14 protein-coding genes are annotated in these 13,694 nt (G+C 64.1%); 9 read left to right on the top strand and 5 right to left on the bottom strand.

Annotated elements, in window-relative coordinates:
• Positions 1-2 precede the first annotated feature (2 nt).
• On the bottom strand, positions 3-851 hold the full coding sequence (locus ACERI1_RS00690) for a ribonucleoside-diphosphate reductase (RefSeq protein ID WP_373616099.1): 849 nt from the start codon (positions 849-851) through the stop codon (positions 3-5).
• A gap of 133 nt (positions 852-984) precedes the next feature.
• Between ACERI1_RS00690 and ACERI1_RS00685 the strand changes: the two genes are divergently transcribed.
• The 4 genes from ACERI1_RS00685 (at position 985) to cofG (ending at position 5,437) form a co-directional block, all read left to right on the top strand.
• On the top strand, positions 985-1,905 hold the full coding sequence (locus ACERI1_RS00685) for a complex I NDUFA9 subunit family protein (protein ID WP_373616098.1): 921 nt from the start codon (positions 985-987) through the stop codon (positions 1,903-1,905).
• Positions 1,906-2,184: 279 nt separating this feature from the next.
• A complete protein-coding gene (locus tag ACERI1_RS00680) occupies positions 2,185-3,366 on the top strand; it encodes a tubulin/FtsZ family protein (RefSeq protein WP_373616097.1) in 1,182 nt (393 codons plus the stop codon).
• Positions 3,367-3,519: 153 nt separating this feature from the next.
• Entirely contained in the window at positions 3,520-4,203 is a 684-nt protein-coding gene (gene cofC, locus ACERI1_RS00675) for a 2-phospho-L-lactate guanylyltransferase (RefSeq protein WP_373616096.1), read from the top strand.
• A gap of 64 nt (positions 4,204-4,267) precedes the next feature.
• Positions 4,268-5,437: a 7,8-didemethyl-8-hydroxy-5-deazariboflavin synthase subunit CofG gene (gene cofG / locus ACERI1_RS00670; RefSeq protein ID WP_373616094.1), complete on the top strand. Its 1,170-nt coding sequence runs from the start codon at positions 4,268-4,270 to the stop codon at positions 5,435-5,437.
• On the opposite strand, the gene ACERI1_RS00665 is transcribed toward cofG, so the two are convergent.
• Positions 5,434-5,886 carry a nucleoside deaminase gene (locus ACERI1_RS00665; RefSeq protein WP_373616093.1) on the bottom strand — a complete coding sequence of 151 codons (453 nt, stop codon included), beginning with the start codon at positions 5,884-5,886 and terminating at the stop codon, positions 5,434-5,436. The genes cofG and ACERI1_RS00665 overlap by 4 nt on opposite strands.
• Positions 5,887-6,265: 379 nt before the next feature.
• Between ACERI1_RS00665 and ACERI1_RS00660 the strand changes: the two genes are divergently transcribed.
• Entirely contained in the window at positions 6,266-7,195 is a 930-nt protein-coding gene (locus ACERI1_RS00660; RefSeq protein ID WP_373616092.1) for a plastocyanin/azurin family copper-binding protein, read from the top strand.
• A 208-nt stretch (positions 7,196-7,403) separates the two neighbouring features.
• Here ACERI1_RS00660 and cofH read toward each other — a convergent pair whose 3' ends face one another.
• On the bottom strand, positions 7,404-8,783 hold the full coding sequence (gene cofH, locus ACERI1_RS00655; RefSeq protein ID WP_373616091.1) for a 7,8-didemethyl-8-hydroxy-5-deazariboflavin synthase subunit CofH: 1,380 nt from the start codon (positions 8,781-8,783) through the stop codon (positions 7,404-7,406).
• A gap of 191 nt (positions 8,784-8,974) precedes the next feature.
• Here cofH and ACERI1_RS00650 point away from each other — a divergent pair, with 191 nt between their 5' ends.
• On the top strand, positions 8,975-9,994 hold the full coding sequence (locus tag ACERI1_RS00650) for a phosphoribosylaminoimidazolesuccinocarboxamide synthase (RefSeq protein WP_373616090.1): 1,020 nt from the start codon (positions 8,975-8,977) through the stop codon (positions 9,992-9,994).
• Positions 9,995-10,101: 107 nt separating this feature from the next.
• A complete protein-coding gene (locus ACERI1_RS00645) occupies positions 10,102-10,374 on the top strand; it encodes a ubiquitin-like small modifier protein 1 (RefSeq protein ID WP_373616089.1) in 273 nt (90 codons plus the stop codon).
• Between the two features lie 16 nt (positions 10,375-10,390).
• On the opposite strand, the gene ACERI1_RS00640 is transcribed toward ACERI1_RS00645, so the two are convergent.
• Positions 10,391-11,698, bottom strand: coding sequence for an acetamidase/formamidase family protein (locus ACERI1_RS00640; protein ID WP_373616088.1), 1,308 nt, complete (start codon positions 11,696-11,698; stop codon positions 10,391-10,393).
• 129 nt (positions 11,699-11,827) lie between these two features.
• Here ACERI1_RS00640 and ACERI1_RS00635 point away from each other — a divergent pair, with 129 nt between their 5' ends.
• The gene (locus ACERI1_RS00635; protein WP_373616087.1) at positions 11,828-11,998 is read left to right on the top strand and encodes a hypothetical protein; all 171 of its coding nucleotides are present in this window, start codon (positions 11,828-11,830) and stop codon (positions 11,996-11,998) included.
• Between the two features lie 136 nt (positions 11,999-12,134).
• Here ACERI1_RS00635 and ACERI1_RS00630 read toward each other — a convergent pair whose 3' ends face one another.
• Positions 12,135-13,094: a formyltetrahydrofolate deformylase gene (locus ACERI1_RS00630; protein ID WP_373616086.1), complete on the bottom strand. Its 960-nt coding sequence runs from the start codon at positions 13,092-13,094 to the stop codon at positions 12,135-12,137.
• A gap of 339 nt (positions 13,095-13,433) precedes the next feature.
• Between ACERI1_RS00630 and purS the strand changes: the two genes are divergently transcribed.
• Entirely contained in the window at positions 13,434-13,685 is a 252-nt protein-coding gene (purS, locus tag ACERI1_RS00625) for a phosphoribosylformylglycinamidine synthase subunit PurS (protein WP_373616085.1), read from the top strand.
• Positions 13,686-13,694 lie beyond the last annotated feature (9 nt).

Below are 13,694 nucleotides of genomic sequence, written 5' to 3'. Positions count from 1 at the left end.
GGTCAGTTCTCGCCCTCCGTGTCGGCGGCGGCTCCGCCGGGCAGTTGCTGTAGTCGGTTGCGACGCTGCTGGGCGACGAACGCCACGAGGTCGTCGCTGTCGGGGCCGGGCAGGCGACGCCACCCCATCCGCTCGACGACGGCGTCGACCGGCTCGGCGAGGTCCATGACTGTCTCCTCGACGAGCGAGCGGTCGACCGCGCCACGCCGAAGGAGGGCTGCGAGTCGATCCATCCCGTAGCCGACGTGGCGACCCTCGTCCCGGCGGATACCGCTGAATCCCTCGACCAGCCCCGGAAGCGACGGCCCATCCGTTTCCGGGCCGAACGTCGACTCGACGGCGTGAAAGCCAGTCTGGCCGAAGACGCCCTCGACCGTCAGGTGGTAGTGACAGTACGCTCGAGCCCGGTTTTCGGGCGTATCTGCCTCGAGCAGGCGATTCATCGCCGTTTCGGTCCGATCGAAGATTTCCTCGTAGGAGTCGGTGAACCAGCGATCGGCCGTCGGCGCGGTCGGCTCGAGGCCGCGCGCCTCCGTGGCGGGCCTGACGGCCTCGGCCCAGTAGCGCTCGAAGAAGGCGGCATGTTTGGCCTCGTCGTAGAGGTGGCTCGCGACGAATCGCTGATCGCTGTCGTCGTCGACGACTGCTGCGACCGGCACCAGATCCTCGGTGACGTGTTCCTCGCCCGCGCCGAACATGGCAAGTGTCGCGCGCAACTGCGTAAACGCGCTTCGGCTGAGGTCGGTGAGCGTCTCTCGGTCGGTCGTCAGGTCGATCGCGTACGGATCCCAGTGGCGCTCGACTGCCTGTCTGAAGTATCGCTCCGTCGTCTCCCGGGCTTCCGGCGGCATGTCAGACCTGTTTAATCAATCCGAAAATAAGGCTGCCCATCCCAACTGCCGATGGTGACGTGGCGATCGGCCCCGCCACTGGCTGCATACGTAGCCGTCCATCTATTTATCGCTCCACGGTCATATTTCACGTATGAAGATCCTCGTCGCCGGCGGAACCGGCTTTATCGGCAGGAATTTGTGTGCGGAACTGGCCGAGCGCGGCCACGAGGTAACGGCACTGTCACGATCACCCGACAGCAGCGGCCTGCCAGATGGCGTCGAGACGGCAATGGGCGACGTCAGCGCCTACGACTCGATCGCCACGACCGTTGCGGACCACGACGCCGTCGTCAACCTCGTCTCGCTGTCGCCGCTGTTCGAGCCCCCCGGCGGGACGAGCCACGAGGAAGTCCACCTCGGCGGTACCGAGAACCTCGTTCGCGCGGCCGAGGACGGCGATGTCGACCGCTTCCTGCAGCTGAGCGCACTTGGAGCAGACCCGAACGGCGACACCGCCTATATCCGTGCCAAGGGAAACGCAGAGCGGGTCGTCCGGAACTCGAGTCTCGAATGGACGATCGTCCGCCCGTCGGTCGTCTTCGGCGACGGCGGCGAGTTCGTCGACTTCACGAAAACCCTGACGACGCCGTACGTGACCGCATTGCCAGGCGGCGGGAAGACCCGGTTCCAGCCGATCTGGGTCGGGGATCTCGTCCCGATACTGGCCGAGGCGCTCGAAGACGACACCCACATCGGTGAAATCTACGAAATCGGTGGCCCACAGGTCCTCACACTCGCGGACGTGACGGAGCTGGCCTACGAGGCCGAGGGGAAAGACGTCACAATCGTCCCGATCCCGATGGGACTCGCAAAAGTCGGGCTCTCGGCGGTCGGCCCGCTGCCGTTCGTGCCTTTCGGTCCAGATCAGGCCCGCTCGCTCGCGTTCGACAACACCGTCGCCGACAACGACGTAACCGACTTTGGTCGTAAGCCCGCAGACCTGACGACGCTCGAGTCGTACCTCGGGCTCGATGGGGCGACACGACGGCCGAAACCGGCTGGCACGGCCTGAGACGGTCTGCTGTCACGAGCGACCGGCCCGACTGCAGGGCAGTCACGGGTACACCGGCACCCACTGACAGGAGTCCGTCTGACGGCGACACCGCTTACAGTAATAAACACCGATCAACCGATAGACATAATCAGTGGTGTTTCTCTCCCCGTTTCGGGGGGAGACCCGCCCATTCTCTCTATTTAGCGAGATAGTAAATCGTTCGAGAAATTCAGCTTAGCACAAGGTTTATATCCTCCATTGCACTGGTACCAATCCAACGGAGCCCCCTGACAAACAATGAAGCTGGCGATGATCGGATTCGGACAGGCCGGTGGCAAGATCGTCGATCGATTCCTCGAGTACGACGATCGGACGAACAGCGGAATCGTCCGCGCGGCGATTGCCGTCAACTCCGCGAAAGCGGACCTCATCGGTCTTGACAATATTCCACAGGAGAATCGCGTACTCATCGGCCAGGCCCGTGTAAAGGGCCACGGCGTGGGTGCTGACAACGAGCTCGGCGCGGAAGTCGCCGAGGAGGACATCGACGAGGTACAGAACGCCATCGACCAGATCCCGACCCACGAGGTCGACGCGTTTCTGATCGTCGCCGGCATGGGCGGCGGCACCGGCTCGGGTGGTGCGCCAGTCCTCGCGAAACATCTGAAGCGAATCTACACGATCCCCGTCTACGGACTCGGCGTCCTGCCGGGGACGGACGAGGGTGGGATCTACACGCTCAACGCGGCTCGATCCTTCCAGACGTTCGTCCGCGAGGTCGACAACCTGCTCGTCTTCGACAACGACTCCTGGCGACAGACCGGTGAGTCCGTCGAAGGCGGCTACGAACAGATCAACGAGGAGATCGTCCGCCGCTTTGGTATCCTCTTCGGTGCCGGCGAGGTTGGCGACGGACAGGAGGTCGCAGAAAGCGTCGTCGACTCTTCGGAGATCATCAACACACTCTCGGGCGGCGGCGTCTCGACCGTCGGCTTCGCGAGCGAAGAGGTCGAGTTGAATACCGGTGGTGGCCTCCTCTCGCGGTTTACTGGCGACGGCGGCGGTGGCGACGACGGACTGGACGCTGCCAACACCACGAACCGCATCACGAGCCTCGTCCGCAAGGCCGCGCTTGGCCGGCTCACGCTGCCGTGTGAGATCGAAGGCACCGAGCGCGCCCTGCTCGTTCTCTCCGGCCCCTCGGAGTATTTGAACCGGAAAGGCATCGAACGCGGGCGCAAGTGGCTCGAGGAGGAAACCGGCAGCATGGAAGTTCGCGGTGGCGACTTCCCCCGACAGGAACCCGAAGTGTCCGCAGCGATCTTGCTCTCGGGTGTGACGAACGTCCCGCGGATCAAGCGTCTTCAGCAGGTTGCCATCGAGGCCCAGGACAACATCGACGATATCCAACAGGAAAGCGAGGAGAACTTAGAGGAACTCGTCGAGGACGACGAGGACGAACTCGAGCCGCTGTTCTAGGCCGGCGTTGCGTTTTGCGGTCGACGGGCCGAGCGACCGCACTCGTGTCGGGGGGCACGGGAATCGAGCCGACCCATGCGATCGATCGACCGGAATCGATCCCGGACTCCGACGTGTTTTTGAGCGCGCTCGAACTACACCAGTCAGATCCGGATGCGTGTCATGGTCCCGTTCGCAGCCGAGACGCCGAAGACGCGCCTCGAGTCCGTGCTGTCCCCAGCCGAGCGGCTGCGCTTTGCCCACGCCATGCTCGCGGACGTGCTGTGTGCGATCGTCGAGACGGGCCACGAGCCGACGGTCGTCGCGACCGCGCCGCTCGATCTCGACGCGCTCGAACTCCCGGACAACGTCGCGACAGCAGTGTCGGTCATGGTCGACGACCGACCCCTGACGGACGCGGTCAACGCGCGGCTGCCAGGCGGCGACGCGGCGACCGGAGACGCCGTCGCGGTCGTCATGGCCGACCTCGCGCTGGCGACGCCCGCTTCCCTCGAGCGCCTCCTGGCTGCCGACGCCGACATCGCGATCGCGCCGGGGCGGGCCGGCGGCACGAACGCGCTCGTCGTTCGCGAGCCCGCGTTTACCGTCGACTATCACGGCACTTCCTATCTCGACCACTGCGAGATCGCTCGCGAGGTCGGGGCCAGTCTCGAGACGATCGACTCGCTTCGGCTAGGAACAGATATCGACGAACCCGACGACCTCGTCGAGGTGCTCGTCCACGGACGCGAGGGCGATCGTGCGCCCGCCTGCCTTCGGGCGTTCGGCTTCGAACTCGACCGACATGGCGGTCGGGTCGGCGTCGTTCGTTCCGAGGAGTCACTGACAGAGACGTGATAGCCGCCGGCCCGAACACCGCGAAGCCAAGCTCTTATACGCCGAGCGGCGACAGGGAGAGGTAATGTTCCCCGGGGCGAACGAGTACGGCGTCGAGCTCACGGTCGACGATCGAGCCGTCGAAGAGCTGCTTGCGATCAACCCGACCGACGTCGACGCGCCGTCGGAACTGACCTTCGCACGGAACGTTTTCGTGCCGCTGACGACGGCCTGTCGCTACACCTGCACGTACTGCACCTACTTCGACCCGCCGGGACAGGCCTCCCTGCTCTCGCTTGAGGAGGTTCGCGAGATCTGTCGGCGCGGTGCGGACGCCGGCTGTACGGAGGCGCTGTTTACCTTCGGCGACGATCCCGACGACCGTTACACCGAGATTCACGCCCAGCTCGCAGAGTGGGGCTACGACACCATTCACGAGTACTTGCGGGCGGCCTGCGAGGTCGCTCTTGAGGAAGGACTGCTCCCCCATGCCAATCCGGGCGATCAAACGCGCGAACAGATGGCAACCGTCGCGGACGTCAACGCCAGCATGGGTGTGATGCTCGAGACAACCGCCGAGGTGGACGCCCACGCTGGCCCGCGCCGGAAGGAACCGGGGCAACGCCTGCGGACTATCCAGAACGCGGGCGAACTCGACGTCGCGTTCACGACCGGGATTCTGGTGGGGATCGGCGAGACCTGGCGCGATCGCGCCGAGAGCCTGCTCGCAATCCGTGAGTTACACGACCGCTACGATCACATCCAAGAAGTGATCGTCCAGCCCGTCGTGGACAACGAGCGCTGGGCCGACGGCTCGCCCGATCTCGCGACGATGCGTCGGGTGACGGCGATGGCCCGTGCCGCACTGCCCGACGAAATCTCGGTGCAGGTCCCGCCGAACCTCGCGCCCGCGAACGACCTGATCGACTGCGGCGTCGACGATCTGGGCGGCGTCTCGCCGGTCACCGACGACCACATCAATCCCGAGTACGCGTGGCCCGCGCTGCGCGAACTCGAGGCGATTGCCGACAGTGCGGGCGTGCCACTCGGCGAGCGACTGCCGGTCTACGAGCGATTCCTGCCCGCCGGCCTGCGACCGGACGGGTTCGACGGACGAGTCGCCGACGGTGCGGACGGCGACGATCGGACGTGGCTCTCGCCGACGGTTCGGGATGCGCTCGTGGCCGACGATCCAGCAGGCAAGCGCTATCGAGCGGTGATTGAGGACGAAACAACGATGGCGCGTTCGGATTAAAAATAGTCCTCGTGGACTGCGAGCCCCTCGTCCTCGAGAATCGGTCCCTCAACTGTCGTCGATCCGTCGGCCCGATCGACGACCTCTGTGCATGGGATCTCGATTACGTTCTCGTCTCGCACGGCTGCGAGTGAGTCGACAGGAACGCTGTAGACGACCCGCTCGAGGCCCGCGTAGACGATCGCGCTCGCACACATCGGACACGGCTCGGTGCTGGTATACATCGTACACGACGCGCGCTCGTGTGGCTCGAGTTCGCGTGCGGCCCACTGGGCCAGTTTGAATTCTGGGTGGGCGGCGATGTCGTCGTCAGTCAGCGTCGTGTTCTCGGCCGTCCGGATGACAGTGTCGTCGACGACGAGCAGCGAGCCGAATGGTGTGTTTCCGTGTTCGACTGCTGAACGTGCGAGGTCGATGGCGCGTCGAACGAAGGATTCGGCAGTGGTCATAGCGCTCCTTGCGTCGCCGGCTTCGAAACGCTTCCTCTTGCTGTGGGATCGGGTGAGCTCCACCGCTTCGAACACGATCACTGTCAAGCGCGGTTCAAACGGCACCAATAAAGAACTGGTTGGGGCGCTGATTCCACCTGAGACTGCAGCTATCCGTCGTCTCGGTCGCCAGCGGCCCACACGCGTAAGAGGCTGTTTTTACGGTGTTCTCGAAGTACATTGGCTGTTACCGTACCGCTAGCGGTGAATCCGTCCCGGACCAGTGACGAGGCCGATCCAGTAGCCGAATGCTCTGGTTAGGCTGCAACGATCCTTACCATCTATTCTGCCGTCGGTCGACGGATTCGATGCAGCCAGACGTAACTGGAGGAGTGAAACAATGACACCATCCGACGCGGAGCGGACCGAGGAATCGCTCACCGAATCGGAAGCTGAATGGGTCGACGCTCGGCGGCGACCGCTGTTGAAAACGCTTGGCGCGGGGGCCATCCTTTCGCTGGGAAGCGGGCTCGCAACTGCCCAAAGTCGCAACGAGTCCGACGCAGCACCGACTGATGGGACAGAGCCGACTGCCGCGGAGATCGACCCGTATTACGGCCTGGCGACACCCGACGCCGAGACCGTTCCTGGCAACCGCCAACCGGACCACGAGGTCGAGCTCCACACGAACGAACCGGCCAACCCGGAGAACCCGGATCGCCCGCCGTTCTTCCACTTTAACCCAACTGGGATTCACGTCAGCACTGGCGATGTCGTGCAGTTCACCGCCGACTCACCCGACCACACGATTACGGCATACCACCCTGCACAGGGATTCCAACAGCGAGTTCCCGACGGGGTCCCGCCGTTCTCATCACCGGTGCTCAACGTCAATGGTGCCTGGCTCTACGAGTTCACCGAACCGGGGCTCTACGACGTGTACTGTGGTCCGCACCACGTGCTGGGAATGGCCATGCGAATCGTCGTCGGCGACCTCGAGCCCGGCGACATCCCGGCCTACGAAGATACATTCGAAGGGAGCGAAGATCCGCCGCTGCTTCCCCCGTTTAGCAAGGCGTTCCTCGAGCGAGAACTCAACGCAACGAACGAGGCAAACGAGGGCTGTGAGTGGTCGTGGTTGACTCCGCAGGAGATCCTCGACGCGCCTGCGCTCGATCCGGCGACGATTCAAGACCGGGGAGCGGTGCCGTTCGAGGACGTGCTCGCCGATATCGATCGCTTCGCTGACGACGTTTCGGAACACGGCAACGCCGACAACGCAGGACCGACTTCGAACCGATCGAGCGAGGACCCAATTGACCACGGGTGATGGCAAACTGCTGACCGCTGTCCGGCTTCCCCGAGACGACGGACTCGGCGACACTGGAGGGCAGGGTGTCGACGACATGTGGTGGGTCTCGCCTCGATGGAAGCCCCATCCGGTCACAATCGGACGAAGAGGCGTGAAGACCACGCTTTTCCAGCCGCAATACTGTCGGAGAGGACTGGGAGCGGATCACTCGGGGCAGCAGCCCGTATCAGTCGTCAGCAGGGGCCGCTCGCGCCTCGCGCTCTTCTCGCGTCAGCAACGGCGTCCCGTCCGCGTTCGGCCCGAGTTGCGGGCCAAAGGGCGGGTCGTCGGGATCGATGACACGTCTCGTCTCGTAGTCGGTCGACCGTTCAACGGGAACCCGCCCGATCGAGGAGATCATCTCGACGTAGTCCGCAAACGACCGGAACTCGCCGTAGCCGCCGCCGGCGCGTTTGGTGATCTCCTCGGAGAGGATCGTTCCCATGTAGTCGTCAGCACCACAGTTGAGCAACTTCAGTCCGTGCTCGTCGCCGTATTTGACCCACGAAGACTGGATGTGGTCGATATTGTCGAGGAAGAGCCGCGAGACGGCGATCATCAGTTCGTCCTCGTCGGTGCTCGCCCCGCCCGAAACCACGTCGTGTTCGAACAGCGGCGTGTTCTGGTGGATAAAAGAAAGCGGGACGAACTCGGTGATCGCGCCGGTCCGATCCTGCAGGTCTCGAACGCGTTGTAAGTGCATCGCGCGGTGGGCCTCGTTCTCGACGTGGCCGTACATGATCGTCGCCGTCATGTCGAAGCCGACGGACGCGGCGGCCTCCATGGCCTCGAGCCACCCCTCCGTACTGATCTTGCCGGGACAGATCACCTCTCGGACCTCCTCGACGAGGATTTCCGCGGCGGTGCCGGGAACCGTATCGAGCCCCGCCTCTTTCAGTCGTCGGTAGACCGCTTCGTAGTCCCAATCGGTGCCCCGCCGGGCGTGATACGCCTCCTCGGGGGTCATCGAGTGGACGTGAACACCGTCGACGCTCATCGCCGAAATTTGGTCCGTGTAGGTGCCGGGGCTGGTCTCGTACGCTTCGGGTGGCTTGTAGTTGATGTCCTTCGGGTTCGGATGGGCCTCGAGTATCTCCCGGTGGTCGTCGTCAAGCGCGAACGCGGGGTGTAGCCCCGACACCGAGGTAACTTCGTAGATCCCCCGGTCGACCGCGTCGGCGACGATCTCGCGTGACTCCGCTGGCGTTTTCGTAAAGCCCGCGGTTTCGATCTCGGTCTCGCGTTCGAACGTGTGGGCTGCGTCTTTGAAGTTACAGAACAGACAGCCCACGTTACAGGCCGTCGTGACGTTGTTGTTCAGGTTCGCGATGAAGGTGACCTCCTCGCCGACAACCTCGGCGCGCCGGCGGTCGGCCGCCTCGAGGACGCGTTCCTTGCGCCGCCGGTCGAGCCCCTCGCCGTCGGTCCCCGTGGTGAGCAACTCGATGGCATCGTCGACCGTGAGTCGGTCGCCATCGCGCGCCTTCGCCAGCGCGTTTTCGAATGACTGGTCGGTCTCGGGGACGTGTTCGAACGAGAGGTCGGCCTCGGTCACCGGTCGCTCCATCGGAATAGCAATGCCTGCACAGTGAGAAAAGGATGATGGATCCGGTATTCGGCCTGTTCCCAGGAACGCACGTCTCGATTTTTCGGCTGTGGCATCGGCAGTGGTCAGCACGATACTGAAACCTTCTTACGGTCCGGCCACCCCAACTGGGGTATGAACTGCGGCGACGGACACGTGCTGGGGTGTCTCGCATGACGAGCGTCAAAGAGTTCCGCATCGAGGAGGACGCGACTGCCGACGAACTCGGTCACGGCTCGTTCGTCTTTACCGACGACTACTCGGTGTTCGACTGGGGGAAGATGCCCGACCAGATCCCACAGAAGGGCGCGACCCTCTGTACGATGGGGGCGTTCAATTTCGAACTGCTCGAGTCCGAGGGCGTCCCGACCCACTACCGGGGTGTCGTCGAAAACGGCGACGTCATCCCGCTCGAGGATGCCACTCACCCGCCCTGGGAGATGGCTATCGACCTGACGCAGGTTCCTGACCTGCCCCACGAGGGCCGCGAATACGACTACGACCACTACCACGAGGCAGCCGGCGAGAACTACCTGATTCCCCTCGAGGTCGTCTTCCGCAACCGGGTGCCCGTCGGCTCGAGTCTGCGCCGTCGGACCGACCCCGCCGACCACGACCTCGACTTCGAGGAGTGGCCCGACGAGGCCGTCGACTTAGACGAGCCGATCGTCGAGTTCTCCACGAAGTACGAGGAAGGCGACCGCTATCTCGACCGCGCGGAGGCCGACGCCATCGCCGGCGTCGCCGCGATCGACGAGCTCGAGGCGGTCGCTCGCGAGGTCAACCGGATCATCACCGAGCAGGCCGAGTCGGCGGGCCTAGTCCATGAGGACGGCAAGATCGAGTGCCTCTACTATCAGGGCGAGATCCGCGTCGCCGACGTCGTCGGCACGTTCGACGAGAACCGCTTCAGCTACGAGGGAACCCAACTCTCGAAGGAAGTCCTGCGCCAGTACCACAAGCGTACCCAGCCCGACTGGGTCGAAGCCGTCGACGCCGCTAAAGCCGAGGCAAAACAGGAAGACATCGCTGACTGGAAGTCTCTCTGCGAAGAGGATCCCGAGCCGCTCACAGAGGAGGTCCTCGAGACCGCCCGCGACATGTACTGTGCAGGGGCCAACGCCTACACCGACCGAGAGTTCTTCGACGCGCCGCCGCTCTCGAGTGCGATTGGCGCGGTTCAGCGGCTGTAGCAGGACCCTACCAGGTGATCGAGTGCGACTCGGTCACTGCCGACACAGTCTGTGGTCGACTCGCGTTGGCGAACGGAATATGTGTCCACTCGTCGCCAGAGACTACCATGGAATCCGATGTCACAGTGTACGGACCACTCCGGAGTGCGACCGGCGCGAAGACTGTCACGCTCGAGTGGACTGGCGAGACGGTCGCAGACGTCATCGCAGCGCTCGTCGACGCGTATCCGCGGGCGGAACCCTATCTCTACGATGACGACCGAATCCGGCCGAGCGTCAGGGTCTCGCTCGAGGGTGAGCGTGCCGACCTCGTCACTCGGGTGCCGGAAGGCGCGTCGCTGACGGTCGTCCCCGCAGTTCAGGGTGGCGCTCGAGAATAACGACGATTCGACGACCCTAGAGGCCGTACTGGTCGCGGACCAGGTGGTCGATCCCGCGCTCCTCGAGGACGGCCATCGGCGCGAGCATGTCGAGTTGCACGACACCGGGGAGGCGACCGATCTGGACGCCGCCGGTGAACGTACACCGCGAGCGGACCTCGCCCTCGCTCATCTCGAGCAGGTCAGTGGCGCGATCGAATGCGTTCTGCGTGGCGTCGTTGACCGTCGCGCCGGAGCCGATCACCTGGATCGGTCCCATGTCTTCCTCGACGTCGACACCGTGTTCTGCACCGAGGTCGCGGCCTGCCTCGCGTTCGTCGTCGCTGTATGGTTTGCTGATGAAGGGCAGGTCCTCCTCGGGAGGGAGCAGGATCGGCCCGTCGAGTTCGAGCCCTTTGATGACCTCGACGTCCATCCGAACGGTGCCGCTGACGTCGGTCGTGTGCAGGGAGAGTTCGCCGTCGCCCTGGTTTGCGTGGAGGTCGCCGACGTAGATGCCGGCTCCGTCGACCTTGACGGGACAGATGAGCGTCGCGCCTGGCCTGACCTGTGGAATGTCCATGTGACCGTCGGTGCGGTCCTCGAGGTCGGCTTCGTCCGCGAGGCCGTAGTCGTGCTCGGCCCCGATGAGGAACTGGCCGAAGTCACCCGCGTTGTGGGAGTCGGGCAGCGTGACCGGCGGGGTCGTCCCGATGTTTCCGATAAAGGGGCGCAGCCGGCCCAGGGTGCCGGGCATCTCGCCGGGTTCGTACAGCAGGATGGGGTGCTGGCGGGAGTTCTCGGGGATGTCCATCACCTCGGCGGCGTCTTCGGCGAGGTCGTGTGCGCCGTCCTCGTCGAGGGTGATCCCGACGGTGTGGTCGTCGTCGAAGGCGACGGTGTAGCCGTACTCGAAGCCAAAGGAGGAGGCGTTCGCGCCACATTCGGCGCACTTGATCGCGTCCTCCCCAGTGCCCTCGACGATCGAGTCGGGCCACTCGGTGCCACACTCCGGACAGCGGTGGTCGACGAACGGGTCGTCGCCGAAGGCGTCCTCGCGTTCGGCCATCGACCCCGTACTCGTGGCCATGCTCGTGACAGTCATGTCCCGGATGTGGATCGCGACGGCGTCACCGACCGATGCTCCCTCGACGCGGACCGGACGGGTGACTTCGTGGCCCCCGTGGAACTCCGGTGTGATCATCGGTCCCCAGCAGCCCGGCGGCGTATACGTCTCGATCGTGCCGCCGTCGGCGACGGTTCCGGCCCACTCCTGATCCGGTCCGACGAGGCCGAGGGTGTACTGGTCGACGGACAGCTCCTGTTGAACCTCTTGTTGTGCCATACCAACCCATAGTTCGACACTGACGGCGATAAGGCTGCTGCCCACTCTCCACACTCCTCGAGTCACGAGCGAGTGTTCGATAAGATAGGGTCGTTCCGTTCAAGTGGGGGTCACCCCATCTGTCAGCCGATGATCGACTCGTTCGACGAGGAGCTACCCCAATGTCGACAGTGTAGGTGGTCGGTGGAGCCGTCGTCCGAACGGCGCGTCGTGACGACCGTCGAAGACGGGACTGTCGTATATCGCCACTTCTGTGGCGACGAGTGTCTCGAGCGCTGGGAGTCGGCGGCGTCGGACTGAGACCGGCTGCTGTTACTGCGCCATAGCAGCAAAACGAACACCAAAACGAGCAATCAGACAGACTCCTGTCAGTAGGTGCCGGCGCACCCGCGATCCGTCATGCGGGTGCGCCGGTAACCGGTGATAGCAGACCGTATCAGTGATCCTCAGCAACCGCACTGCCGATCCCGTCGATCGGTCGGTCAGGCGTGAACTCCTCGAGTTCGTCGGGGAGACCGAGCTGATACTCGGTGCCGTTTTCCCGAACCGAGGTTCGACCGCGGTGGACTGATACATCGCCGTTTAAGTGAAGCTGGACGGCCTCGAGCAAGGCGTCGGCCTCTAGTGGCTGGCCACGGCGTTTCATCTCATCGAGATCGGCGTCGTCGGGGACGTCGAACGCGCGCTGGGTAATGATCGGCCCCTGATCGAGATCGGTCGTGACGTAGTGGGCGGTGACGCCGGCGACCCGCACGCCTTCCTCGATCGCCTGCCGGTAGGCTTCCGCGCCGGGGAACGCCGGCAGCAGGGAGGGGTGGACGTTGATGATACGATCCTCGTAGCGGAAGACCACGTTAGGACTGAGAATACGCATGTACCGCGCGAGGACGATCAGGTCGACGTCGTACTCCTCGAGGAGCGCGAGGAGTTCGTCCTCGTTTTGTTGGCCGTTCTCGTTGCCGATATCGTGGAAGGGCACGTCGTAGTGTTCGGCAAGCGGCTGGAGGTCGTCGTGGTTGCCGATGACCACGCCGATGTCCGCACCGAGGTTGTCGTTAGCCCAGGCCTCGAACAGCGCCTCGAGACAGTGGCTCTCTTTCGTGACGAGGACGGCGATCTGCTGGTGCTCGCGGTCGGCGGGGAATCGGACCTGCACGTCGAGTCCGAGATCGTCACCGAGGTCGTGGAGGTCCGATCGAAGCGTGTCCTCGGTACAGACCATCTCCGAGGTGTCGACGGCCAGATACATCCGGAAGACGCCGTCGCGAACCGCCTGATCGAGGTCTTCGATATTGACCCCGCGCTCGAACAGGAGGCTCGTCACGCGGGCAATAAGCCCGGTATCGTCGTCTCCGATTACCGTGATTTCGGTTACGTCGGTCGTCAACGCTGCCACCTCCGCTCGAGCGAATCTCGGTTCATCACGACGGATCACAGTCCACGAACGGCTAAAAGTCCTGCTTTCCGTCGAGACGAGTGAGAAACGCCCGCATTCTCCCGTCAGACGATCGATTACGACCCGAACCAAGACAACGAGGTCGCCGTCCAGCGGTCAGATCGGCATCGAACGCCGCCGAGCGGGCGGCGACGATCGGCGCGATCCGTTGGCTGGCCGTCGACTGGCTCGCAAGACAGAGACCGGCCCCACACCGGTGTCCGAGCACCAGTATCCACGAACGTGCATTACGGAGCCAAGGCGAAAGCGTTTTTGAGCACGGTTACGGGGTATCAGGTAATGACCGCCTACACCGCGACGGTGACGGTTCGACTCAAACATGGCGTGCTGGACCCCGAGGCCGAGACGACGAAGCGAGCCTTAGAGCGGCTCGGCTTCGAACTCGAGGCGCTGCGCTCGGCCGACCGCTTCGAAGTCGACCTCGAGGCCGACTCCGCGGACGACGCGCGCGAGCGTGCCGACGAGATGGCCGAACGGCTGCTGGCGAACCCGACCATCCACGACTACGACGTGGAGGTCGCCGAACAGTAAATGACCGTC

It is taken from the genome of Natrinema sp. HArc-T2, from assembly GCF_041821085.1.
Lineage (GTDB): Archaea > Halobacteriota > Halobacteria > Halobacteriales > Natrialbaceae > Natrinema.
The sequence above is the reverse complement of the archived record's forward strand: the minus strand, read 5'-3'. Positions and strand labels throughout refer to the sequence as shown.